Below are 22,067 nucleotides of genomic sequence, written 5' to 3' on the forward strand. Positions count from 1 at the left end.
GGGTGGACGGGAACGAACGGCTTGACTGTGCCTTCGCCCCGTCCCCCGGGAAATGGCCTTGCCGCGCGTACCGCCGCCCGGCTTTAGCGCACGCTCACAACGCGCCCGCCTCGCCCTTTCCAGCGCTCCCCGCCCCGGCACCCGCGCCGGTGGCAGCGGCGGCGGTCGCCGGGGTGTCCGCGCCGGGCTCGGGCGCGGGCCCGTCGCCGGGCAGGTCGAGGCTGTCGCGCAGCATCACCGGCTTCAGGTAGGAGGCGGCGACGATGCCGACGACCGCAATGGCGGCGGAGATCAGGAAGATCCGGCCGGTGGCGTCGCCGTACGCGGCGCGGACGATCTCCTGCACCGGGCCGGGCAGGTGGGCGACGTCGAGGTTGTCGCCGCCCTGCGGGCCGCCGCCGGACGGCTTCGCGCCGAGCCGGGCGAGGCCGTCGGCGATGTTGCCAGAGACGCGGTTGGCGAGGATGGCGCCCAGCACCGAGACGCCGATCGTCCCGCCGAGGGACCGGAAGAACGTGACCGCGCCGCTCGCCGCGCCGATCTCGTTCAGCCGGACGGAGTTCTGCACGACGAGCACGAGGTTCTGCATGGTCATGCCGACCCCGGCGCCGACCAGGAACATCCCGGCGCCGACGAAGTACAGCGAGGTGCGGTGGTCGATCGTCGCGAGCGCCAGGAACCCGAGCGTGAGCACGACGGTGCCCGCGACGATGTACGGCTTGACCCGCCCGGTCCGCGTGGTGAGGCGGCCGACGACGGTGGACGAGCCGAGCACCCCGACCATCAGCGGGACGGTGAGCAGCCCGGCCTCGGTCGGGCTGTAGCCGCGCCCGATCTGGAAGTACTGGCCGAGGAAGACCGCGCCGCCGAACATCGCCATGCCGACCGCGAGGCTCGCGACGATCGCGAGCGCGGTGTTGCGGCGCGCGATGACGTCCAGCGGGACGATCGGCTCGGCGGCGCGCTTCTCCACCCACCCGGCGGCGGCGAGGACCAGCAGGCCGGGCACGACCATCGCGGCGGTCTGCCAGGACAGCCAGGCGAAGTCCTTGTCGACGAACGTGACCCAGATCAGCAGCAGGCTGACGCCACCGGCGATCAGCGTGGCGCCGAGGTAGTCGATCTTGACATCGCCGCGCCGGACGGCCGGCAGCCGCAGGGTCTTCTGGAGCATCAGGAACGAGACGACAGAGAACGGCACGCCGATGAAGAAGCACCAGCGCCAGCCGAGCCACGAGGTGTCGACGATCAGCCCGCCGAGCAGCGGGCCGCCGACGGTCGCGACCGCGATCACCGCGCCGAGGTAGCCGTAGTAGCGGCCCCGGTCGCGCGGGCTGATCATGGCGGCCATCACGATCTGCACCAGGATCTGGAGCGCGCCGACGCCGAGGCCCTGCACCGCGCGGGCCGCGATGAGCTGCGGGGTGTTCTGCGCGAAGCCCGAGATCAGCGAGGACACCACGAAGATCACGATGGCGATCTGGAGCAGCCGCTTCTTGTCGTACAGGTCGGCGAGCTTGCCCCAGATCGGCGTGGACGCGGTGGCGGCCAGCAGCGTCGCGGTGACGACCCAGGTGTACTGCGACTGGGTGCCCTTCAGCGCGCCGATGATCTGCGGCAGGGCGGTGGACACCACGGTCTCGCTGAGCATCGCCACGAACAGCACCATGAGCAGGCCGCTGATGGCCTCCAGGATCTGGCGCGGCGACATCGGCGCGGACCGCGGCGGAGCTTGCTCGCTCAAGTAACGCCTCCAGGGAGTGGGAACGGGAACGGGCACCGGCGAACGGGCCGGGCCGCCGGGAACGTAGGGAACAATGCGGGGACCGGTGCACTATATTCCCAATGCGCAAAATTTCTCGGCGCGCATGATCGTGCGGATCGGTAGGGTGGGACCACCATGGACACGACAGGCGGACTGCGCGAGCGCAAGAAGGAGGCGACGCGCAAGGCCCTGCACGAGGCCGCGACGCGCCTCGCGATCGAGCACGGCCTCGACGCCGTCACGGTCGAGGCGATCGCCGACGCGGCCGGCGTCTCGCGCCGCACGTTCTCCAACTACTTCGCGGGCAAGGAGGACGCGCTCCTGCACGGCGACGAGGAGCGGATGTCGCTGCTGCTCGACTCGTTCGCGGCCAGGCCGCCCGGCGAGCCGCCGTGGGCCGCGCTGCGCGGGGCCTGCGCCGCGGTCTTCGAGAGCACCGACGAGCCCGACCCGCAGATGGCCGTGCAGGCCCGGCTCGCCCGCCAGCACCCGTCCGTGCTCGCCCGGCTGCTCACGCACTACGCCTCGGTCGAGCGCCGCCTCGCCGGGATCATCGCCGAGCGCGAGGGCCGTCCCGCCGACGACCCCGCCGCCCGCGTCCTCGCCGCCGCGTTCTTCACCGCGCTCCGCATCGCCGCGCAGCGCTGGGTCGAGGAGCAGCCGCCGCGCCCCCTGCGCGTCGTCGCCGACGAGACCCTCGACCAGATGGCCCGCCCGTTCGCCTGACCCCGCCCGGGGCCCGGGAGCCCCGGGATCGGGCGCGCTCAGGGGCGGGGATGTTGCGCAGGTTGCTGCGGGCGAGGTCGAGCATCTTGCCGACGCCGCCCGTGAGGACCGTCTTGCCCGCCGCGAGCGCGAAGCCCTTCACCTGCTGCGGGGTGATGTGCGGCGGGATGGACAGCGCGTTCGGGTCGGTGACGACGTCCAGCAGGTACGGGCCGGGCGCGGACAGGGCCCGTTCGAGCGCGTCCCTGACGTCGCCGGGGCGTTCGACGCGGGCCGACTCGATGCCCGCGCCGCGCGCGATGGCGGCGAAGTCCACGGACTCGTGGTCGGTCTCGTACGACGGCAGGCCGTCCACCATCATCTCCAGCCGCACCATGCCGAGCGAGGAGTTGTTGAACACCAGGATCTTGACCGGGAGCCGGTGCAGCCGCACGGTGAGCAGCTCGCCCAGCAGCATCCCGAGCCCGCCGTCGCCCGACAGCGAGATCACCTGGCGGCCGGGCGCCGCGTACTGCGCGCCGATCGCGTGCGGCAGCGCGTTCGCCATCGAGCCGTGCACGAACGAGCCCATCACCCGGCGGCGGCCGTTCGGGGTGAGGTAGCGGGCGGCCCACACGTTGCACATGCCCGTGTCCACCGTGAAGACCGCGTCGTCGGCGGCGACGTCGTCCAGCACGCTCGCGACGTACTCGGGGTGGATCGGGACGTGCCGGTCGATGTCGCGGGTGTAGGCGGAGACCACGCCCTCCAGCGCCTTCGCGTGCCGGTGCAGCATCTCGTTCAGGTACGCCCGGTCGTGCTTCTGCTCGACCTTCTCCAGAACGAGCCGCAGCGTCTGCGCGACGTCGCCGTGCACGGCCAGTTCGAGGGGCGTACGGCGGCCGAAGCGGGACGCGTCGTCGTCCACCTGGATCGTGTGCTTGCCCGGCAGGAACGGGTCGTACGGGAAGTCCGTGCCGAGCAGGACGACGAGGTCGGCCTCCTGCATGGCCTCGTAGCAGGCGCCGTAGCCGAGCAGCCCGCTCATCCCCACGTCGAACGGGTTGTCGTACTGGATCCACTCCTTGCCGCGCAGCGCGTGCCCGACCGGCGACAGCACCCGGTGCGCCAGCTCCATCACCTCGGCGTGCGCGTTCCGCACGCCCGAGCCGCAGAACAGCATGACCTTGCGGGCGTCGTTGAGGGCGCGGGCGAACTGCGCGACCTGGTCGGCGGGCGGGTGGACGGTCCCGTGCTCGGTCAGCACGTCGTGCCGCCCGGTCGGACGGGCCGCGTCCTTGCTCGCGGTGTCGCCGGGCAGCGTGAGGACCGCGACGCCGCGCAGCCCGACCGCGTGCTGGATCGCGGTGCGCAGGATGCGGGGCATCTGCTCCGGCCCGTTGATCATCTCGCAGTAGTGGCTGCACTCGGTGAACAGCCGTTCGGGATGGGTCTCCTGGAAGTAGCCGGAGCCGATCTGCGTGCTCGGGATGTGGGAGGCCAGCGCCAGCACCGGCGCGCCGGAGCGGTGCGCGTCGTACAGGCCCTGGATCAGGTGCGTGTTGCCGGGGCCGCAGCTTCCGGCGCAGACCGCGAGACGCCCGGTGACCTGCGCCTCCGCCGCCGCGGCGAACGCCCCGGCCTCCTCGTTGCGCACGTGCACCCACTCGATGCCGCTCGTCCGGCGCACGGCGTCCACGATCGGGTTGAGGCTGTCGCCCACCACCCCGTAGATCCGCCGCACCCCCGCCTGCCGCAGCACCTCGATGAACTGGTCGGCGACCGTGGCCATGTTCCCCCAAGCAGAGCCGTCCCCCAGGCGATTCCCGGTGATCACCACGCTAACCGCCGGGCCCGGACGGGCGCCGCCCGGTGATCCACCGCGCCGAACGGGTATGCCGTCGCCATGGAGCAGATCGACGGCGTCCGGGTCCGCCGCGCCTACGACCCGCCGGACGGCGACGACGGCACGCGCGTCCTCGTGGACCGGCTCTGGCCGCGCGGGCTGTCCAAGGAGAAGGCGGCCCTGGACGAGTGGGTGAAGGACGTCGCGCCGTCCAACGAGCTGCGCCGCTGGTACGGCCACGACCCCGAGCGCACCGACGAGTTCGCCCGCCGCTACCGGCACGAGCTGGCCGATCCGGCGCGCACCGAGGCCCTCGGCCACCTGCGCGACCTCGTCCGCGAGGGCCCGGTCACGCTGCTGACGGCGACCAAGGAGCTGGACCGCGGCCATGTGGCCGTACTCGTCAGCGAACTCGCCGACCGCCGCTGACCCGGGAGGAAGCAGCCGCGGCGCCGCGCTGAGGGGGCGTCAGCGGAGCATGGAGGACAGGCGTTCGGCGGCGCCGAGGACGGCGCGGCCGATCTCGTCCTCGTCGGGCGCCTCGAACAGCGAGAGGCCCACGCTGGTCTGGGTGCGGGCGCCCGGGACGACGGCGGAGACGCCGATGACGGACGGGGCGATCTCGCCGTAGGAGACGGCGAAGCCGCGGCGGCGCGCGGCGCCGACCTCGGCGCGCTCGCCGGGCTCGGGCGGCAGCGCGGCGAGCATCGCCAGGCCCGCCGAGCCGCGGTCGATCGGGTCGATCTGGCCGGGCCGGAACGCCACGTGCATCCGGGCCCGGCGCGGCTCGACGATCATCAGCATCCGCACCTGCTCGTCGTTCTCCCGCACGACCAGGTGCGCCGTCGCGCGCGTGGCGTCGGTCAGCTCCTCCAGGACGGGCCGGGCGAGCGTGCGCAGGTCCTGCTCGACGGGTTCGGCGAGCCGGACCAGCCCGGCGCCGAGGGAGATCCGCTTGAACCGGTCGCGGCGGCAGAGGTGGTGCGCCTCCAGCGTCCTGACCAGCCGGTGCGCGACGGTACGGTGCACGCCCACGGCCTCGGCGATCTCGGTGATCGACAGCCCGTGCGGATGGTGCACGAGCAGTTCGAGGATCTGAAGGCCGTTGTGCAGGGTCTTGGACATCCCCGAATCGAGCTGGGCCGCTGACACGCCCGTCAACGTATCGCCGCTGGTCATGACATGCCACCCCTCTTGACGGATGTGAGCCACCCTACATATCGTGTCCGCACATCGCACACAGCGTGCGATATTAGCACACACGCCGGTACCCGACCGGGTCCGCCGCCGGAGGTAGAGCACAGCCATGTCACCCGATTCCGACGCGCCGCTGGACGCCGCGACGCTGGCGCAGGTGCACCAGTTGTACGGGGCGCAGAGCCACCTGATCGACGGCGGCCGGGCGCGGGAGTGGGCGGCCACGTTCACCGCCGACGGCGAGTTCCACTCGCCGACGTATCCCGCGCCCGTGACGGGCACCGCCGAGCTGGCCGCGTTCGCCGAACGCTTCTTCTCCGGCGCCCGTGCCGCGGGCGTGACGCCGCGCCACGTCATCACCAACATCGTCGCCGAGCGGTCGGGCACGCGCGCCCTGCGCGTGCGCGCCTACCTGCAGATCGTCAGCACGCCCGCGGGCGGGGAGCCCCGCCTGGACCGGCTGACCACGATCACCGACGACCTGATCCCGCTGGGCGGCCGCTGGCTGATCCGGCGCCGCGTCGTCCGCCGCGACGACGCGCCCGCCCCGGCCGCCGCCCCGAAGGAGGACTCATGACCAGCCCCGCCGAACCCACCGGCCCCGGCCGCGTCCTGAACGCGCCGATGACCGCCGTCCACCCCGAGCTGCGGGGAAGGCGGCCGTCGTCACCGGCGCGGCGCGCGGCATGGGCGCCCGGTTCGCCGCCGCGCTCGCGGCCCGGGGCGTCGGCGTCGTCGGCGCCGACATCGAGGCCGACGCGATGGCCGTCACCGCCAAGGAGATCAACGCCGGCCTCGCCGGTACGGACGCGCCCGGCCGCGTCGTCGCCGCCCGGGTGGACGTCACCAGGGCCGAGGAGCACGAGGCCGTGGCGCGGAAGGCCCTGGAGGAGTTCGGACGGCTCGACTTCTGGGTCAACAACGCGGGCATCTTCCCGTTCGCCCCGGTCGAGGAGATCTCGCCCGAGCAGGTCGGCGCGACCCTCGCGGTGAACGTCGAGGGCGTGCTGTTCGGCGCGCAGGCCGCCGCCCGGCACATGAAGGAGGGCGGCGCCATCGTCAACATGTCGTCGGTGTCGGCGGTACGGGTCCGGCGCGGGCGCGGGGCGTACTGCACCTCCAAGGCCGCGGTCGCCCACCTGACCGAGTCGCTCGCCGTGGAGCTCGGCGACCGCGGCATCCGCGTCAACGCCATCGCGCCCGGCTTCATCGACACCGAGATGACCCGCTGGGTGCAGGACGACCCGGAGGCCCTCCGGCACGCCCTGGACACCGTTCCCCTGCACCGGCTCGGGTCGCCCGAGGAGGTCGTCGGGCCGCTGCTGTTCCTGCTGTCCGACAGCGCCCGCTACGTCACCGGCCACAGCATCGCGGTCGACGGGGGCTCGCGGCATGTCTGAGGCGAGCGAGGCCGTCCGCTACCCCGGCGTCGTGCTCGTCACCGGCGCGGCGGCCGGGATGGGCGCCGCGCACGCGCGGGCGCTCGCGGCGCGCGGCGTGCACGTCTGCCTCGCGGACGTCGCCGACGCCGCGCCGCTCGCCGCGGAGATCCGGGAGGCCGGGGGCTCGGCGAGCGCGCACGCGCTGAACGTGTCCGACCCCGTCGCCTGGACCCGCGTGGTGGACGACGTCCGCGCCGAGCGCGGCGAGCTGGGCGGCCTGGTCAACAACGCCGGGATCTCGCGGCGCCGCACGTTCATGGACACCTCCGACGCGGTGTGGAACGAGGTCCTGGACGTCAACCTGTCCGGCCCGTTCTACGGGATGAAGGCCGTCGCCGGGCTCATGCGCGACTCGGGCGGCGGCTCGATCGTCAACATCTCGTCCATCTCGGGGAAGGTCGGCTACTTCTCCCCGCGTACGCCTCCAGCAAGTGGGGGCTCACCGGGCTGTCCAAGTCGGCGGCGGGCGCGTTCGCCGAGTGGGGCGTCCGGGTCAACTCCGTGCACCCCGGCCTGGTCGACACGCCCCTGCTGAACGGCGCGGACGCGTTCGTCGCGTCGTCCCTGGCGAGCGTCCCGGCGGGCCGCATGGCGCGGCCCGAGGAGATCACCGAGGCCGTGCTGTTCCTGCTGTCGGACCGTTCGGCCTACATGACCGGCGCCGAGATCACCGTGGACGGCGGCCTGACGTCCAACGGCCTCTACCACCGCATCCTCGCCGAGACGGGAGGCCCCCTCACATGAGCGCGAACGGGCGCGCGTCGTCTGGACCGCCGAGCGGAGGCGAGGCAATGAACACGGAAGAACTCGACGCCTGCGATCTCATCGTCGTCGGAGGCGGGGGCGCCGGGCTCGCGGCGGCGGTGACCGCCGCGGAGCGCGGGGCCTCGGTGCTGCTGTTCGAGTCGGAGAAGGAGTTCGGCGGATCGACGCAGCTCTCGGCGGGGATGTTCACCGCCGCCGGGACGAGCGTGCAGGAGGGGCTCGGCGTCGAGGACACGCCCGAGCGGTTCTTCCAGCACTACATGGACCTCAACCACTGGCTGCTCAAGCCGGGCCTGGTGATGGAGTTCTGCCGGGCGGCGGGGCCGACGCTGGAGTGGCTGATCGGCCTCGGCGTCGAGATCCCGGCCGCGGTGTCGCACGACGCGCACACACCGGGCCTGTGCCGGGCGGGCGTCGAGGACGTGTGGCGCGGGCACGTGCCGAAGGACCAGGGGCTCGGGCTCGTCCAGGTGCTGCTGCGGGCGTGCCGGGCCAACGGCGTCGAGCTCGTTCCGAACACGCGGGTCGAACGGCTCCTCGTGGAGGACGGCCGGGTCGTCGGCGTGGTCGCCGACGGCATGGACGTGCGGGCGGGCGCGGTCGTGGTGGCCAGCGGCGGCTTCGCGCGCGACCGCGACCTGCTGGACCGGTACTACCCGGCGGCGGGGCGGGCGGGCGGCGACCTGTTCGTCGTGGCGGCCGAGGGCAGCCGCGGCGACCACCTGCGCTTCGGCGAGCAGGTGGACGCCTCGGTCGCCGGCGACGGCTGGGGCCTGCTGCTCCCGACCGCGTACTTCCAGCGGCTGCACCACTGGCAGTCGGGCTTCCCGCCGAAGTCGCGCGTGCACGTGAACGCCCGGGGCCGCCGCTTCATGGACGAGGACGACTCGTACGCGGTGTCCGGCGGGATCATCGACGCGCAGGACGGCCCGGTCCACGCGGTGTTCGACGAGCGGGCGCGGCGCTCGCTGCCGCCCGGCTACGCGCACTGGACGCCGGAGCACGTCGCCGCGGAGGCCGACGCGGGCCGTACGGCGCGGGCGGGGAGCCTGCCCGAGCTGGCCGCGGCGATCGGCGTCCCGGCGGACGCGCTGGAGGCGACCGTCGCGCGCTGGAACGACCAGCTCCCGAACGGCCGCGACGAGGACTTCCTGCGCGACCGCACCCTGGCCGCGAAGGGCTCGGACGCCGCGCCGGACCCGATCGCCGAGCCCCCGTTCTACGCGGCGCGGGTGCTGCCCGCCGAACTGGTCTGCACGCACGCGGGCCTGGAGATCAACGGCTCCGCGCAGGTGCTCGACCGGCGCGGCGAGACCGTCCCGGGGCTGTACGCGGCGGGCGAGGCCGGCGCGGGCGTGCTCGGCGAGCGGTACGTCGGCGGCGGCAACGCGGTCGCCAACGCGATCACGATGGGCCGCCTCGCCGCGCTGCACGCCACCCCGGCCGGCCGCTGACCGGCCGCCCGGGACCCGCCCCCCGCCCGAGGGCCCGCCGGGGCCCACCCGAACCCGGCACCCCCTGACAAGCCCGAGGAGAACGACATGGTGAACCGCACCGCCGCGTCCGGGGACGGCGCACGATCCGGTGCCGGGGACGGCGACGTCGGCGCCCGGACGATCCGCAAGGTGTCGTACCGCGTCCTGCCGCTGATCGGCCTGCTGTACATCTTCAACTACATGGATCGCTCCAACATCAGCTACGCCAAGCTCGGGATGGAACACGAGCTGGAGATCACCACGGCCGTCTTCGGCACCGCCTCGGCGATCTTCTTCCTGGCGTACGTGGTGTTCGAGATCCCGAGCAACATGATCATGAAGCGGGTCGGCGCGCGGGTGTGGCTGACCCGGATCGCGGTCTCGTGGGGCATCGTCACGATGCTCACCGGGTTCGTGCACAGCGTCACCCAGCTCTACATCGCGCGCATCCTGCTCGGCGTCGCGGAGGCCGGGCTGTACCCGGGCCTGCTGCTGTACCTGACGCTGTGGTTCCGCGGCAAGGAGCGGGGCCGCGCGATCGCCGCGATGGCGCTCGCGCAGCCGGTCGCGATGATCCTCGGCAGCCTCAGCGGCGGCCTGATCCTCGACCACGTGCACTGGCTCGGCCTGTCGAGCTGGCGGTGGGTGTTCATCCTCCAGGGCCTGCCGACGATCCTGATCGGCGCGCTGGTGTTCTGCCTGCTGCCGAACGTGCCGAGCAAGGCGCGGTTCCTGTCGAAGGAGGAGAGCGCCTGGCTCCAGGGCGAGATCGACAAGGAGTACGTCCCGCAGAAGGACGAGGGGCCGCTCGCCGAACTGAAGGCGATGCGCAACGGCAAGCTGATCTACATCGCGGTCGCCAACTTCTTCGCCGCGTGCGGGACGTACGGCTTCACGTTCTTCCTGCCGGCGATCGTCAAGCAGACCGACCCGTCGTACTCGGCGACCAACATCGGCTTCATCGGCGCGATCCCGTTCATCGTGGGCGCGCTGGCCATGCTGCTGATCGCGCGCAACTCCGACCGCACCGGCGAGCGCCGCGACCACGTGATCATCGTGATGCTGATCGCGGCGGCCGGGCTCGCCGGGACGATGGCGTTCCGGCACAGCCCGGTGCCCGCGCTGATCTGCCTGTCGCTGGTGGCCGTCGGCGTGTTCGGCTACCTGGCGCCGTACTGGGCGATGGCGGCGAGGCTGATGTCCAAGGAGCACACCGCGGTCGGGCTCGCGACGATCAACTCCATCGCGGCGCTCGGCGGGTTCTTCGGCCCGTACATCGTCGGCAAGAACGCGACGGCCGACAACGTCTCGGCCGGGCTGTACTTCCCGATCGGCGCCCTCGCGCTGTGCGCGGTCATGCTGCTGTTCATCAAGGTGCCCCGGGACGCGCGGCGCGGCGCGGCCGTCCCGGAGGAGGCGGCCGCCGCCGCGGCGGCGGCGCACCCGGAGGCGCCGGTAAAATAGTTCACCTATGAATCAGATTCGGGGCCGGGGGCGGGCTAGGGTGGCGGCCATGCCCGACAGCACGGCCGAGAGCGGCGGGAACGCGCCCGAGCCCGGCGGGGACGAGGAGCTGGACTTCTGGTCGTTCGTCGACCTCGCCGGGCGGCGGCTGTCGGAGGAGTACGGCTTCGGCAACCGGCTCGCCACCCGGCTGCTGCTCACCCTGAACCGCGCCTCCATGATCGTCACGTACGACCTGGAGTCCACGGTGCACCGGCCCCGCGGGCACTCCTGGGCGTCGTTCCGGCTGCTGTTCGTCACCTGGCTCGCGGGCCCGCTGGAGCCGGGCCGGGCCGCGACGCTGGCGGGGATGTCCCGCGCGGCGGTGTCGAACCTCGCCAAGACGCTCGTCGCCGACGGCCTGCTCGTGCGGACCCCCGGCGAGCGCGACGGCCGCTCGGTGATCCTCTCGCTCACCGACGAGGGCCGCCGCGCGATGCTGGAGGTCTTCCACGCGCAGAACGCGCGCGAGACCGAGTGGGCCGGGCTGCTCACCGAGACCGAGCAGGAGATCCTGATCATGCTGCTCGACAAGCTCATCGCGAGCCGCGGCCGCTTCGACGTCCGCGAGCGCAGCTAGACCCTTCCGCGCGGGGCCCCCGAGTCGTACTGTGGGCACAAAGTGATACATGTATGAATTAGTTTTACGGAGGGGAGAGTGACATGGCCTACTACCGCAGCGTCGGCGAGGTCCCGCCGAAGCGCCACACCCAGCACCGCGACGGAGAGGGGCGGCTCTACTTCGAGGAGCTGATGGGCGAGGAGGGGTTCTCGTCCGACTCCTCGCTGCTCTACCACCGCCACATCCCTTCGGCGGTCGTGAACTCCGAGGTGTGGGAGATCCCCGCCGTCGCGACCGCGCCGAACCACCCGCTGAAGCCGCGCCACCTCAAGCTGCACGAGCTGTTCCCGAAGCAGACCTGGCCGGACACCGACGTCGTCACCGGCCGGCGGCTCGTCCTCGGCAACGGCGACGTGCGGCTGTCGTACGCCGTCGCGTCCGCCACCTCCCCCTCTACCGCAACGCGACCGGCGACGAGATCGTCTACGTCGAGTCCGGGACGGCGACCGTCGAGACCGTCTTCGGCGCGCTGGAGGCGAAGGAGGGCGACTACGTCGTCATCCCGACCTCCACGACGCACCGCTGGATCCCGACCGGCGACCAGCCGCTGCGCGCGTACGTCATCGAGGCCGTCGGGCACATCGCGCCGCCGAAGCGCTACCTGTCGCGGTTCGGGCAGTTCCTGGAGAACGCCCCGTACTGCGAGCGCGACCTGCACGGCCCCGGCGGCGTCTTGCTCGCCGACGGCACCGACGTGGAGGTGCTGGTCAAGCACCGCACGTCCGCCGGGCTGGTCGGCAGCCGCGTCACGTACGCCCGGCACCCGTTCGACGTGGTCGGCTGGGACGGCTGCCTGTACCCGTTCACCTTCAGCGTGCACGACTTCGAGCCGATCACCGGCCGGGTCCACCAGCCGCCGCCCGTGCACCAGGTGTTCGAGGGCCACAACTTCGTGGTCTGCAACTTCGTCCCCCGCAAGGTCGACTACCACCCGCTGTCGATCCCGGTGCCGTACTACCACTCCAACGTCGACTCCGACGAGATCATGTTCTACTGCGGCGGCGACTACGAGGCCCGCAAGGGCTCGGGCATCGGCCAGGGGTCGGTCTCGGTGCACCCGGGCGGGCACGCGCACGGCCCGCAGCCCGGCGCGTACGAGCGCAGCATCGGCGCGGAGTTCTTCGACGAGCTGGCCGTCATGGTCGACACGTTCCGCCCGCTGGAGCTCGGCGAGGGCGGCCAGGCGTGCGAGGACCCGGGCTACGCGTGGACGTGGGCCGGCCGGGGGCCCGCCTCATGACCGGCGCCCACGACACGGGCGCCGCCGTACCGGCGTTCGCCGCGGGGCTCTGCGACGACGCGGCGGTGTTCCCGCCCGGCCTGATGCCGCTGCCGGACGCCGTGCCCGCCCACCGCCGCCACCGCGCCGCCCCGTACGCCGCGATGGTCGGCCCGCTGATCCTCGCCGCGCCCGCGCTCGACGCCCTGCCCCCGCTGCTCGCGGACGTCCCGGACGCCGGGGACCCGGGCGAACGGCTCGACCTGTCGATCACCGCGCCGGCCGGGCCCGCCCAGGTGCCCGGCGCGCTCTCGGCCGTCGCGGGCCTGCCCGTGGACGTGCGCGCGCTGGAGGTCGCCGTCCCGCCGGACCTGGCGCCCGCCGCGTTCCTCGACGCCCTCGAACGCGTCCACCAGGACGTGCCGGTGTACGTCGAGGTGCCGCGGGACGAGCGCCGTCCCGAGATCATCGCGATGCTCGCCGACCGCGGGCACCGGGCCAAGTTCCGGACCGGCGGGATCAAGGCCGACCTGTACCCGGACCCGGCCGAGCTCGGCGCGGCGGTCGCCGCCGTCGTCCGGGCCGGGGTGCCGTTCAAGGCGACCGCCGGGCTGCACCACGCGATCCGCAACACCGACCCGGAGACCGGCTTCGACCAGCACGGCTTCCTCAACCTGCTGCTCGCCGCCGACGCCGCCGCGGACGGCGCCGGGGCGGCCGACCTCGCCGAGCTGCTCGCCGACCGCGACGGCGCGGCGGTCGCGGAGCGCGTCGCCGCGCTCGGCGCGGATGCCGAACGGACGGCCGCCGCGCGCGCCCGGTTCGTGTCGTTCGGCACGTGCAGCATCACCGACCCCCTGACCGAACTCGCGGAGCTGGGGCTCGTCCCCGCCGCGACCGCGCAATCCGGAGGAACGACCGCATGACCGAGATCGCCATCCCGGAGGGCTCGCCTTTCGGGCTCGCCAACCTGCCGTACGGCGTGTTCTCCACGCCCGGCGCCGAGCCGCGCGTCGGCGTCCGCGTCGCCGACAGCGTGGTGGACCTGGCGGTCGCGCTCGGCGACGACACGTTCGCCCGGCCTTCCCTGAACGCCTTCATGGCGCAGGGCCGCGCGCGCTGGGCCGAGGTCCGCCGCCGGATCACCGAGCTGGTGTCGGGGGACGTCCCGGACGCGGCCGTCCACCCGCTCGCGTCGGTGACGCTGCACCTGCCGTTCGAGGTCGCCGACTACGTGGACTTCTACGCCTCCGAGCACCACGCGTCCAACCTCGGCCGCCTGTTCCGGCCGGACGCCGAGCCGCTGATGCCGAACTGGAAGCACCTGCCCGTCGGCTACCACGGCCGCGCCGGAACGCTCGTGGTGTCCGGAACGGAGATCGTCCGCCCGAACGGGCAGCGCAAGGCCCCCGCCGACGCCGCGCCGACGTTCGGCCCGTCCGCCCGGCTGGACATCGAGGCCGAGGTCGGCTTCGTCGTCGGCACCGGCTCGCCCCTCGGCGCGTCCGTCGGCACGGGCGACTTCGCCGAACGCGTCTTCGGCGCCGTCCTCGTCAACGACTGGTCGGCGCGCGACATCCAGGCGTGGGAGTACGTCCCGCTCGGCCCGAACCTCGGCAAGAGCTTCGCCACGTCCGTCTCCGCCTGGGTCGTCCCGCTGCTCGCCCTGGAGGCCGCGCGCGTCCCGACGCCGACGCAGGACCCCGAGCCCCTGCCGTACCTGCGCGAGTCGTCCCCCTGGGGCCTGGACCTGGACCTCGCCGTCGAGTGGAACGGCCAGCGGGTGTCGCGCCCGCCGTACCGCGAGATGTACTGGTCGCCCGCGCAGATGCTCGCCCACCTCACGGTGAACGGCGCGGCGTCCCGTACCGGCGACCTCTACGCGTCCGGCACGGTGTCGGGCCCGGAGAAGGACCAGCGCGGCGCGTTCATCGAGCTGACCTGGGGCGGCAAGGAGCCGATCACGGTGAACGGCGAGGAGCGCACGTTCCTCCAGGACGGCGACGAGGTCGTCATCACCGCCACCGCGCCCGCCGCCGACGGCTCCCGCCTCGGCTTCGGCGAGGTCCGCGGCCGCATCCTGCCCGCGCGGGCCGCCGAATGAGCGCCGCACCCGAGGCGCCCGCGGCGCCCGAAGCCGGGGACGTCCGGCGGGACGCGCTCGGCAAGGTCTTCGCGTCGGCGGCCGAGGCCGTGGCCGACATCCCGTCCGGCGCGTCGATCGCCGTCGGCGGCTTCGGCCTGTGCGGCATCCCGGACGCGCTGATCGACGCGATCGCCGAGACGGGCGTGTCCGGCCTGCGCGTCTTCTCCAACAACTGCGGCGTGGACGGCCACGGACTCGGCGTGCTCCTCGCGTCCGGCCGCATCGCCCGCGTCACCGCGTCGTACGTCGGCGAGAACAAGGAGTTCGCCCGCCAGTACCTCGCGGGCGAGCTGGAGGTCGAGCTGATCCCGCAGGGCACGCTCGCCGAACGGCTCCGCGCGGGCGGCGCGGGGATCCCCGCGTTCTACACCCCCGCCGGAGTCGGCACGCCGGTCGGCGAGGGCGGCCTGCCCTGGCGCTACACCCCGGACGGCACGGTGGCCGTCGCGTCCCCGCCGAAGGAGGAGCGCGAGTTCGGCGGCCGCCGCTACCTGCTGGAGGAGTCGATCACCGCGGACTACGCGCTCGTCCACGCCGAGGTGGGCGACCGGCACGGCAACCTGGTCTTCGCCAAGGCGGCGGCCAACTTCAACCCGCTCGCCGCCATGGCGGGCCGGACGGCCATCGCCCAGGTGGAACGCCTGGTCGAGCCGGGCGAGCTGGACCCGGACCAGGTCCACCTGCCCGGCGTGTTCGTCCAGCGGGTCGTGCACACCGGCCCGCAGGACAAGCGGATCGAGAAGCGCACCGTACGGGAGGGCTCATGACCGGCTGGTCGCGGCAGGAGATGGCCGCCCGCGCCGCGCGCGAGCTGCGTCCCGGCGAGTACGTCAACCTCGGGATCGGCCTGCCGACGCTCATCCCCGGCCACCTGCCCGAGGGCGTGCACGTCGTCCTGCACAGCGAGAACGGCATCCTCGGCACGGGCCCGTACCCGACCGAGGACGAGATCGACCCGGACCTGATCAACGCGGGCAAGGAGACGGTCACGGTACGGCCCGGCGCGTCGTTCTTCGACTCGGCGCTGTCGTTCGGGATGATCCGCGGCGGGCACATCGACACCGCCGTGCTCGGCGGGATGCAGGTCTCCTCGTCCGGCGACCTCGCCAACTGGATGGTGCCCGGCGCGATGGTCAAGGGCATGGGCGGCGCGATGGACCTCGTGCACGGCGCCCGCCGCGTGCTCGTCCTGATGGAGCACCTCACCCGCAAGGGCGAGCCCAAGCTCCTCCCGTCCTGCACCCTCCCGCTGACCGGCGCGGGGGTGGTCGACCGGATCATCACCGACCTCGCGGTCATCGACGTGACCCCGTCCGGGCTGGCCCTGCGGGAGCTCGCGCCCGGCGTCACGCAGGACGAGGTGGTCGCCGCGACGGCCGCCGACCTCGCCCTCCCCGCCCGCACCTGACCCACCGCGGCGCGCCGTCCCAGCAACGGCGCGCCGCGGCCCCTCGCGAGCCTCAGCGTTCACGCCCCTCCCGGTTCGCCGCGCGCTCTCTCAGCACCCTGACGAACCGGCGGAACGTCTCGGCCTGGGCGCGCGACAGCTCGGCCGACACCAGCCGCAGCCAGTCGCCGTTCTCGCCGTCGCCCAAGCTGGCCGCCACGGCCACCGCCATCTCCTCCGGCAGGTGGTCGGCGAGGTCGGCGGCCAGCTCCGCGACGCGCGGATCGCGCGGATCGGCGTCGGCGAGCTCGTCCAGGCGCGCGTAGAGGCGATGGCCCCGGGCCACCGCCTCGGGCTCGATCAGCGGCCCGAACAGCTCGGCCATCCCGCCGGACTCCGCCTTGGAGCCGACCATCGTCAGCAGCGCGCGGTCCAGCTCCGCGAGCTTCGAGCCCCCGGCGGGCAGCTCCCGCAGCACGGCGGCCATCTCCGGCGGGACCGTCGAGTCCGGGTGCAGGTCCGCCTCGTCCAGCAGGACCGCCAGCCTGCGCCGCCGCGCCGCGATCGCGTCCTGCTGCCGCGCGAGGTCGGCGTCCAGCTCCGCCAGCACCTCGCGCAGGTCGCGCCCCCGGTCGTCGGCCAGCACGTCGCGGATCTCGTCCAGCGACAGCCCCAGCTCGGCCAGCCTGCGCACCCGCGCGAGGACCACGCCGTCGCGCAGCCGGTAGTCGCGGTAGCCGTTGGCCAGCCGCTCGGGCTCGGGCAGCAGCCCGAGGCGGTGGTAGTGGCGGACGGTCCGGGTGGACACCCCGACCAGCGCCGCGAGCTCGCCGATTCGCATACCCGCATGCAACACGTTGCCGCCGCGTCAAGGTCAACCGCCCCGCGAAACCGGGTCGCCTCCCCCGGGCGCGAACTGGGAGGCTCCGTCCATGGAACGAGCCGAAGCCCTGCTGATCGGAGGCCGCGCGGGCGCCGGCAAGACCACGGTGGCCTGGGAGGTCTCGGCCCTGCTGCGGAGCGCGGCGGTCGCCCACGCGGTGGTCGAGGGCGACTTCATGGGCCAGGTCCACCCCGCCCCACCGGACGATCCGGACCGTTCCGCGATCACGGAGGCCAACCTCGCGGCCGTCTGGGCCAACTTCGCGCGCCTCGGCCACCGCCGCCTGATCTACACCAACACCGCGAGCGTGCTGCCGGAGTCGGCCGCCATGTTCCGCACCGCCATGGGCCCGGACGTACGACTCGTCCGCGTCCTGCTCACGGCGTCCGACGCCACCACCGAGCGGCGCCTCTCGGCCCGCGAGCAGGGCTCCGAACTGGCGCGGGAGCTGGCCAACAGCATCTGCAAGGCCGCCCTCCTCGACGCCCGCGCCCCCGCCGGCACCGTCCGCGTGCCGACGGACGACCGCCCGGTCATGGACATCGCCCGCGAGGTCACCGCCACCACCGGCTGGATCGGCTAGCGCCCGAGCTCCGTCCCGACCCGTTCTCCCCGTGAAAACGCGCTACTCGAACGCCTGCGCCACGGCGAGGCTGTCCTCGTAGACGTGATGCCGGGTGATCCGGCCGCCGTCCACCGTCAGATGCAGGGCGAACCGGGCACGGTAGGCGCGCCCCGTGGAACGCGCCGTCTGCCGGATCTCGCCGAGCACCACGGCGTCCGCGCCGTCCACGAGGACCCGCTCGACCCGCGTGCCGGCCTCCTCCGGCACGTGGTGCTCCCCGATCAGGCCGTAGTGCGCGACGGCGTCCCCGCCGCTCGACCGGTGCCGGATCCACGGCGTCGCCGCCCGCCCGTGCTCGGCCTCGGGCCAGTTCAGCTTCCAGTCGACCCGCTCGGCGTACAGCTCGGCGATCGACTCGGGGACGCCCTCGCCGATCCGGCGCAGCAGTTCGTCCACCACGTCACGCGTGGTCAGGCCGGATGTGATTTCCATGCCCGCCATCCTGAACGCCGCGCGAGCCCCGAAGCGATGACCTCCGAGGTAATGGGCCGCGGGCAGCCGTCGCGGATGCGGGCGTTCCACCACTCGATCACCCTCCGTAGCACTACCTTCGGTAATCGCCTGTTCACGTGAAGCAAAAGGAGACGACATGAAGCTCGTTCGCACCGCCGCGCTCGCCTTGGCCGCGATCGGCGGGTTCACCCTGGCCACCGCCCCCGCCGCCCTCGCCGACCCCGGCCCGGCGGCCGACGACGTGGCGCCGACCTACATCTGCGACACCGACCGGCCGACGCCGATCGTCTACCCGCCGTTCATCCACGGCCTCGGCTGCAAGGCATCGCCGGGCGCCCCCACCGAGGGCGAGGTCCGGGGACCGGTCAACGTCTTCATCATCCACGCCAGGTTCAGCCCCGCCCCGGGCCTGTGGACGTGCCGCCATGCCACCGTCAGCGCCGCCGAGGGGAACGAGACCGTGAACGTGCTCGGACGCTTCTGCGAACACCCTGAAGAGCGCCGTCGCTGAACCCCCGACGAGGGCCGCCGCCGTAACGGCGCGACCGCCACGGCGGCGGCCCCGCGAAGCACCGGTGTCACACTCCGCCGCGCCGTTCCGTCAGAGGGATGTAACCGTACGGACGGCAAGGAGAGCACCATGGAAGCCCGCATCAACTACATCGGCACCAGCGTCGGATCGAAGCTCGTGAAGCACATCAACGGGGCGTCCAAGGCCATAGCCGACTCTTCCCTGCCGGCCGCGACGCTCGAACTGGTGAAGATCCGCGCCAGCCAGATCAACGGCTGCGCCTACTGCCTCGACATGCACACCAAGGACGCCGCGCAAGCCGGAGAAACCCCCCTGCGCCTCAACCTCGTGGCGGCCTGGCGGGAGGCCACCGTCTTCACCGCCGCCGAACGCGCCGCGCTGGAACTCACCGAACAGGGCACCCGCCTCGCCGACGCCTCCACCGGCGTCCCCGACGAAGTCTGGGCGAACGCCGCCGAGCACTACGACGAGGAACAGCTCGCCGCCCTGATCTCCATGATCGCCCTCATCAACGCCTACAACCGCCTCAACGTCATCACCCAACTCCCCGCCGGCGACTACCACCCCGGCCAATGGTCCTAACCGGCCACGCCTCCGCCTGCCGAGACGTGCGGGCAGCACCTCCGGCTCACCACCGGCCGCGCCGCTTGCCCGGATCCAGCGGGATGTCGTCGAGTCCGAGGCGATACCAGTGACGCCCGGTCATCACATGCAGGTCGGCCCCACGGCCCACGACCTGCACGACGTCGGACAGATCCCGCCCGTCCGGCAGAACGAGCCGGTACTCGGCCCTGACCCGGAAACGGTCCGCGTCGAGTTCGCCAACGACCAGCCGGTCATGGTCCGCTCCGTGCCCGCCGAACAGAGCGATCCGCGAGCCACAGACCGCCAGGGCCGTGACGCTTCGGACATCATCGTTGCGCCACCCGCTGAGCACTCCGTCCTTCACGCGCACAATGGGAAAACCGGTGTAGTAGCAGGCCCAAGCGGTTTCGCCGTCTACGTTGAGGGCGTAGCAGTCGCAGATCAGCCCCCATGGATGCGTGTCGTACGCGGGGAAACGCCACTCCGGCCGCAGTTCTTCTGAAAACCGTACGAGCCCGGGCGCGCCAATCGGTTCGGACGCTCCGGTGCCGCCCCAGCCGTAATTGCCGAAGACACCTTCGTCGAAGTAGCCGACCCAGGTCCGGCCGCTTTTCGTGGTGTAGACGTGCTCGACGCCGTCCCCGATCGTCTCCACGGCCTCCACGCGTCCGTCGGCGTCACAGATGACCGCGTTGCGGTCGGGGTTTCCAGGGCGCCATTGGGCCCGCGCACCCACCAGAAGGATCCGGCCGTTCGGCAACGGCTGGAGATCGACGTACGCGAGCGGAAGCGGCAGCCGGGCGATCGCCACAGGCTCCCGCGTGTGCATCGTGACGCGCACACCTACCGGGCGGGGCGACCGAGGGTCCGGGAACACCGTCCATCCTGGCTGCGTGGTCCATGGCCTCAGCGCCGCGAGGTCCGCCGCGTCCGCCCAGAGAGCGATGGCGTGGCCCTTTGGCCCGACCGAGACGGACAGCAGTTCCTCGCCAGGCTCCCCGCCCAGGTCCGCGTGGTAGCGCGCGGCCACAGTGGGGAGTGCCGTCACCGCCTCGTGCCGTTCCGTCTCCCGCTTCTTCCGGTTATCCATGCCCGGACTCCAGCACTTTCCCGCCGTACGCGCCACCCGATATGGAGGCACTCGCCGCGTCACCGTTTTCAGGTCAGTGGGGGGTCTCGTTCGTCCAGCCTTCGGTGAGGGTGCAGGTGTAGTCGAAGCGGAGGCCCGGTCGCATTCCGCTCTTGCCCGGCTTCTTGAGGATCATCTGGTCGCCGAGCACGTTGTCGGTGTCCGGGTCCAGGACGAGCTGGTATTCCACGACCGAGCCGTCGTCGCGTTCGACCCACGGCGCGGCCAGGCCGATGCCCGTACGGCCGCACGCGTCCCGGACCGTACCGATGGAACGGATGCCCGACAGTCCGGCCAGCATCCGCAGCACCGCCGCCCGCGACTTCGGCGCGGCCAGCTTGTCGCCGATGTAGCGGGCCCCGGCCATCAGCTCGTTGGCGCGGCCGTCCACGAAACCGGCGTCCCGGCGGGCCATCGCGACGAATGCGGCCGGGTCCGCTCCGGTGGCGATCCTGGACGGCACGCTCGGCGGTTCGGTGTCCGGGTCCAGGATGTAGACGGGGCGGTGCGGCTCTGGCGGTGCGGCGTCCCTGGCCAGGTCGAGGCGGTCGCCGTCGGCCTGGGCCCGCCAGCGCGTCGGGGAACCGGCCTTGCGCCACGCCGCCACGTCCTCAGGCGTCCGCGGCCCGACCGGCTCGGCCTTCTCGGCGAAGTGGCCGCGTCCCTGTCCGGTGCCCGGCTGCCAGGCGTCGCTCCTGACTTCGGTGTAGATCACGTAGCCGCCGGAGACGACGTGCCACGCCTGCCCCCGGAGCGTGCGCTGCCGCCAGTAGCGGCCCGGCTTCGGCGGCGTCCAGGGGTTCGGCTTCGTCCCGGACTCCAGCCTCGTCGCGGCGGCCAGCAGGAACGTCCGCGCCCGAACGTGCTGCTCCGCGGCCCGTTCCTTGGACAGCGCCGGGGTCCCTTCGCCGTCCCCGAGGGATGCGGTCGCGAGGACTGCGGCGGTGGCGGCCGCGACCAGGCCCAGCCCGACCCCGAGCCGCGGACGCCACCGCCGCCTGCGGGGCTCCGGAACGGCCGGCCGCATCAGCTCCTCCAGGCGGCGCCGCCCGTCAGCGGCCTCCAGGGCCGACGGGCCTCCCTCGTCGAACGCCTCCGCGACGATCGTCAACTCATCCATGGGACTCCACCTCATCCGCGTGGTCGATCCGGCCCAGCGCCTCCCGCACCTTCCTTCGGGCCCGGTTCATCCGCGACCCGACCGTTCCGCCGGGAATCCCCAGCGCCGCCGCGACCTCCTCGTAGCCGAGGCCGCCGACCGCGACGAGCAGCAGCACGTCCCGGTCGCCCTCGGCCAGCGCGGCCACGGCCGCCGCCAACCGGGGGCGCATGCCCTCGGCGGTGAGGCGTTCCACGACCCGTTCCTCGTGCCCGGCGGCAACGGCTCCCGCGCCGAGACGCGCGATCGCGGCCATGCGGCGGTTCTCGGTACGCCGGTGCTGGCCGACCAGGTTGGTGGCGATGCCGTACAGCCAGGGCCGCAGGGCGCCGCGCGCCGGGTCGAACCGGTCCCTGTTGCGGTACGCGTCCAGGAACGTCTCGGCGGCGATGTCCGCGGCGGCGTCGCGGCCGAGCCGAGCCGCCACGTAGCGGTAGATCTGGGGGAAGTACTCGTCGTAGATCTCGGCGAACCGATCGGGCTCGTGCCAAGCCCCTTCCGGCACGCCTACGGCGCGCGTCGAGGGCGTCATCCGCGACTCCCTGTCATATCCGGCCTTTCGGGGGCGTATCGGCGGTCACCCCTTGTCAGCCGGAACGCGGAGGTTTCTTCACGGGCCCGTACGGCCT

Annotated in this window: 22 protein-coding genes and 2 pseudogenes; 16 read left to right on the forward strand and 8 right to left on the reverse strand. The window is 73.0% G+C overall.

Annotated features, from left to right (window positions below; translation table 11 throughout):
• Positions 1-94 precede the first annotated feature (94 nt).
• On the reverse strand, positions 95-1,711 hold the full coding sequence (locus tag GEV43_RS12645; RefSeq protein WP_160824488.1) for an MDR family MFS transporter: 1,617 nt from the start codon (positions 1,709-1,711) through the stop codon (positions 95-97).
• 189 nt (positions 1,712-1,900) lie between these two features.
• Here GEV43_RS12645 and GEV43_RS12650 point away from each other — a divergent pair, with 189 nt between their 5' ends.
• Positions 1,901-2,491 carry a TetR/AcrR family transcriptional regulator gene (locus GEV43_RS12650; protein ID WP_160820857.1) on the forward strand — a complete coding sequence of 197 codons (591 nt, stop codon included), beginning with the start codon at positions 1,901-1,903 and terminating at the stop codon, positions 2,489-2,491.
• On the opposite strand, the gene GEV43_RS12655 is transcribed toward GEV43_RS12650, so the two are convergent.
• Positions 2,382-4,262 (reverse strand): pyruvate dehydrogenase, encoded by a 1,881-nt coding sequence (locus GEV43_RS12655; RefSeq protein ID WP_160820858.1) that lies wholly within the window; start codon positions 4,260-4,262, stop codon positions 2,382-2,384. The genes GEV43_RS12650 and GEV43_RS12655 overlap by 110 nt on opposite strands.
• A 114-nt stretch (positions 4,263-4,376) precedes the next feature.
• Here GEV43_RS12655 and GEV43_RS12660 point away from each other — a divergent pair, with 114 nt between their 5' ends.
• On the forward strand, positions 4,377-4,745 hold the full coding sequence (locus GEV43_RS12660; protein ID WP_160820859.1) for a DUF488 domain-containing protein: 369 nt from the start codon (positions 4,377-4,379) through the stop codon (positions 4,743-4,745).
• 39 nt (positions 4,746-4,784) lie between these two features.
• Here GEV43_RS12660 and GEV43_RS12665 read toward each other — a convergent pair whose 3' ends face one another.
• Positions 4,785-5,468, reverse strand: coding sequence for a helix-turn-helix domain-containing protein (locus GEV43_RS12665; RefSeq protein ID WP_309239607.1), 684 nt, complete (start codon positions 5,466-5,468; stop codon positions 4,785-4,787).
• A 154-nt stretch (positions 5,469-5,622) separates the two neighbouring features.
• On the opposite strand from GEV43_RS12665, the gene GEV43_RS12670 reads away from it, so the two are divergent.
• From GEV43_RS12670 to GEV43_RS12720, 11 genes and pseudogenes are all read left to right on the forward strand, one after another.
• Positions 5,623-6,090, forward strand: a complete 468-nt coding sequence (locus GEV43_RS12670; RefSeq protein ID WP_160820860.1) for a nuclear transport factor 2 family protein — start codon at positions 5,623-5,625, stop codon at positions 6,088-6,090.
• Between the two features lie 109 nt (positions 6,091-6,199).
• Positions 6,200-6,913 carry an SDR family NAD(P)-dependent oxidoreductase gene (locus GEV43_RS12675; RefSeq protein ID WP_160820861.1) on the forward strand — a complete coding sequence of 238 codons (714 nt, stop codon included), beginning with the start codon at positions 6,200-6,202 and terminating at the stop codon, positions 6,911-6,913.
• A gap of 58 nt (positions 6,914-6,971) precedes the next feature.
• A pseudogene (locus GEV43_RS12680) lies at positions 6,972-7,585 on the forward strand (SDR family oxidoreductase); the annotation flags it as partial.
• Between the two features lie 161 nt (positions 7,586-7,746).
• Complete coding sequence (locus tag GEV43_RS12685) at positions 7,747-9,174, forward strand: FAD-dependent oxidoreductase (protein WP_160820862.1); 1,428 nt, start codon at positions 7,747-7,749, stop codon at positions 9,172-9,174.
• A gap of 87 nt (positions 9,175-9,261) precedes the next feature.
• Positions 9,262-10,659, forward strand: a complete 1,398-nt coding sequence (locus GEV43_RS12690; RefSeq protein WP_160820863.1) for an MFS transporter — start codon at positions 9,262-9,264, stop codon at positions 10,657-10,659.
• Positions 10,660-10,708: 49 nt separating this feature from the next.
• The gene (locus tag GEV43_RS12695) at positions 10,709-11,278 is read left to right on the forward strand and encodes a MarR family winged helix-turn-helix transcriptional regulator (protein WP_160820864.1); all 570 of its coding nucleotides are present in this window, start codon (positions 10,709-10,711) and stop codon (positions 11,276-11,278) included.
• Between the two features lie 83 nt (positions 11,279-11,361).
• Positions 11,362-12,560 (forward strand): annotated as a pseudogene (locus tag GEV43_RS12700) (homogentisate 1,2-dioxygenase).
• Positions 12,557-13,465, forward strand: a complete 909-nt coding sequence (locus GEV43_RS12705) for a hypothetical protein (protein WP_160820865.1) — start codon at positions 12,557-12,559, stop codon at positions 13,463-13,465. The pseudogene GEV43_RS12700 and the gene GEV43_RS12705 overlap by 4 nt, the downstream one beginning before the upstream one ends.
• Positions 13,462-14,643 carry a fumarylacetoacetase gene (gene fahA, locus GEV43_RS12710; RefSeq protein ID WP_160820866.1) on the forward strand — a complete coding sequence of 394 codons (1,182 nt, stop codon included), beginning with the start codon at positions 13,462-13,464 and terminating at the stop codon, positions 14,641-14,643. Before GEV43_RS12705 ends, fahA begins: the two co-directional genes overlap by 4 nt.
• Complete coding sequence (locus GEV43_RS12715; RefSeq protein ID WP_160820867.1) at positions 14,640-15,452, forward strand: CoA transferase subunit A; 813 nt, start codon at positions 14,640-14,642, stop codon at positions 15,450-15,452. Before fahA ends, GEV43_RS12715 begins: the two co-directional genes overlap by 4 nt.
• Positions 15,449-16,093: a CoA transferase subunit B gene (locus GEV43_RS12720; RefSeq protein WP_160820868.1), complete on the forward strand. Its 645-nt coding sequence runs from the start codon at positions 15,449-15,451 to the stop codon at positions 16,091-16,093. Before GEV43_RS12715 ends, GEV43_RS12720 begins: the two co-directional genes overlap by 4 nt.
• Before the next feature lie 52 nt (positions 16,094-16,145).
• Here the strand turns inward: GEV43_RS12720 and GEV43_RS12725 are convergent, their stop codons facing one another.
• On the reverse strand, positions 16,146-16,913 hold the full coding sequence (locus GEV43_RS12725) for a MerR family transcriptional regulator (RefSeq protein WP_160820869.1): 768 nt from the start codon (positions 16,911-16,913) through the stop codon (positions 16,146-16,148).
• A gap of 91 nt (positions 16,914-17,004) precedes the next feature.
• On the opposite strand from GEV43_RS12725, the gene GEV43_RS12730 reads away from it, so the two are divergent.
• Complete coding sequence (locus GEV43_RS12730) at positions 17,005-17,538, forward strand: AAA family ATPase (RefSeq protein ID WP_160820870.1); 534 nt, start codon at positions 17,005-17,007, stop codon at positions 17,536-17,538.
• Positions 17,539-17,580: 42 nt separating this feature from the next.
• On the opposite strand, the gene GEV43_RS12735 is transcribed toward GEV43_RS12730, so the two are convergent.
• Complete coding sequence (locus tag GEV43_RS12735; RefSeq protein WP_160820871.1) at positions 17,581-18,012, reverse strand: nuclear transport factor 2 family protein; 432 nt, start codon at positions 18,010-18,012, stop codon at positions 17,581-17,583.
• A 157-nt stretch (positions 18,013-18,169) separates the two neighbouring features.
• Here GEV43_RS12735 and GEV43_RS12740 point away from each other — a divergent pair, with 157 nt between their 5' ends.
• Positions 18,170-18,544, forward strand: a complete 375-nt coding sequence (locus tag GEV43_RS12740) for a hypothetical protein (protein WP_160820872.1) — start codon at positions 18,170-18,172, stop codon at positions 18,542-18,544.
• A 129-nt stretch (positions 18,545-18,673) separates the two neighbouring features.
• Complete coding sequence (locus GEV43_RS12745; RefSeq protein ID WP_160820873.1) at positions 18,674-19,147, forward strand: carboxymuconolactone decarboxylase family protein; 474 nt, start codon at positions 18,674-18,676, stop codon at positions 19,145-19,147.
• A gap of 46 nt (positions 19,148-19,193) precedes the next feature.
• Here GEV43_RS12745 and GEV43_RS12750 read toward each other — a convergent pair whose 3' ends face one another.
• The 3 genes from GEV43_RS12750 to GEV43_RS12760 all read right to left on the reverse strand — a co-directional run bounded on the left by GEV43_RS12750 (position 19,194) and on the right by GEV43_RS12760 (position 21,970).
• Positions 19,194-20,240 (reverse strand): hypothetical protein, encoded by a 1,047-nt coding sequence (locus tag GEV43_RS12750; RefSeq protein ID WP_160820874.1) that lies wholly within the window; start codon positions 20,238-20,240, stop codon positions 19,194-19,196.
• A 73-nt stretch (positions 20,241-20,313) separates the two neighbouring features.
• Entirely contained in the window at positions 20,314-21,399 is a 1,086-nt protein-coding gene (locus GEV43_RS12755) for a hypothetical protein (protein WP_160820875.1), read from the reverse strand.
• A complete protein-coding gene (locus GEV43_RS12760; RefSeq protein WP_160820876.1) occupies positions 21,392-21,970 on the reverse strand; it encodes an RNA polymerase sigma factor in 579 nt (192 codons plus the stop codon). Before GEV43_RS12760 ends, GEV43_RS12755 begins: the two co-directional genes overlap by 8 nt.
• Positions 21,971-22,067 lie beyond the last annotated feature (97 nt).

The organism is Actinomadura sp. J1-007, assembly GCF_009793335.1.
In the GTDB taxonomy this organism is placed as follows: domain Bacteria; phylum Actinomycetota; class Actinomycetes; order Streptosporangiales; family Streptosporangiaceae; genus Spirillospora; species Spirillospora yumaensis.

What these genes read in the sequence shown, in the direction of transcription:
- GEV43_RS12645 (WP_160824488.1), bottom strand. Translation starts at nt 1,711, where the DNA reads ATGTCGCCGCGCCAGATCCTGGAGGCCATCAGCGGCCTGCTCATGGTG.
- GEV43_RS12650 (WP_160820857.1), top strand. Translation starts at nt 1,901, where the DNA reads ATGGACACGACAGGCGGACTGCGCGAGCGCAAGAAGGAGGCGACGCGC.
- GEV43_RS12655 (WP_160820858.1), bottom strand. Translation starts at nt 4,262, where the DNA reads ATGGCCACGGTCGCCGACCAGTTCATCGAGGTGCTGCGGCAGGCGGGG.
- GEV43_RS12660 (WP_160820859.1), top strand. Translation starts at nt 4,377, where the DNA reads ATGGAGCAGATCGACGGCGTCCGGGTCCGCCGCGCCTACGACCCGCCG.
- GEV43_RS12670 (WP_160820860.1), top strand. Translation starts at nt 5,623, where the DNA reads ATGTCACCCGATTCCGACGCGCCGCTGGACGCCGCGACGCTGGCGCAG.
- GEV43_RS12675 (WP_160820861.1), top strand. Translation starts at nt 6,200, where the DNA reads ATGGGCGCCCGGTTCGCCGCCGCGCTCGCGGCCCGGGGCGTCGGCGTC.
- GEV43_RS12685 (WP_160820862.1), top strand. Translation starts at nt 7,747, where the DNA reads ATGAACACGGAAGAACTCGACGCCTGCGATCTCATCGTCGTCGGAGGC.
- GEV43_RS12690 (WP_160820863.1), top strand. Translation starts at nt 9,262, where the DNA reads ATGGTGAACCGCACCGCCGCGTCCGGGGACGGCGCACGATCCGGTGCC.
- GEV43_RS12695 (WP_160820864.1), top strand. Translation starts at nt 10,709, where the DNA reads ATGCCCGACAGCACGGCCGAGAGCGGCGGGAACGCGCCCGAGCCCGGC.
- GEV43_RS12705 (WP_160820865.1), top strand. Translation starts at nt 12,557, where the DNA reads ATGACCGGCGCCCACGACACGGGCGCCGCCGTACCGGCGTTCGCCGCG.
- fahA (WP_160820866.1), top strand. Translation starts at nt 13,462, where the DNA reads ATGACCGAGATCGCCATCCCGGAGGGCTCGCCTTTCGGGCTCGCCAAC.
- GEV43_RS12715 (WP_160820867.1), top strand. Translation starts at nt 14,640, where the DNA reads ATGAGCGCCGCACCCGAGGCGCCCGCGGCGCCCGAAGCCGGGGACGTC.
- GEV43_RS12720 (WP_160820868.1), top strand. Translation starts at nt 15,449, where the DNA reads ATGACCGGCTGGTCGCGGCAGGAGATGGCCGCCCGCGCCGCGCGCGAG.
- GEV43_RS12725 (WP_160820869.1), bottom strand. Translation starts at nt 16,913, where the DNA reads ATGCGAATCGGCGAGCTCGCGGCGCTGGTCGGGGTGTCCACCCGGACC.
- GEV43_RS12730 (WP_160820870.1), top strand. Translation starts at nt 17,005, where the DNA reads ATGGAACGAGCCGAAGCCCTGCTGATCGGAGGCCGCGCGGGCGCCGGC.
- GEV43_RS12735 (WP_160820871.1), bottom strand. Translation starts at nt 18,012, where the DNA reads ATGGAAATCACATCCGGCCTGACCACGCGTGACGTGGTGGACGAACTG.
- GEV43_RS12740 (WP_160820872.1), top strand. Translation starts at nt 18,170, where the DNA reads ATGAAGCTCGTTCGCACCGCCGCGCTCGCCTTGGCCGCGATCGGCGGG.
- GEV43_RS12745 (WP_160820873.1), top strand. Translation starts at nt 18,674, where the DNA reads ATGGAAGCCCGCATCAACTACATCGGCACCAGCGTCGGATCGAAGCTC.
- GEV43_RS12750 (WP_160820874.1), bottom strand. Translation starts at nt 20,240, where the DNA reads ATGGATAACCGGAAGAAGCGGGAGACGGAACGGCACGAGGCGGTGACG.
- GEV43_RS12755 (WP_160820875.1), bottom strand. Translation starts at nt 21,399, where the DNA reads ATGGATGAGTTGACGATCGTCGCGGAGGCGTTCGACGAGGGAGGCCCG.
- GEV43_RS12760 (WP_160820876.1), bottom strand. Translation starts at nt 21,970, where the DNA reads ATGACGCCCTCGACGCGCGCCGTAGGCGTGCCGGAAGGGGCTTGGCAC.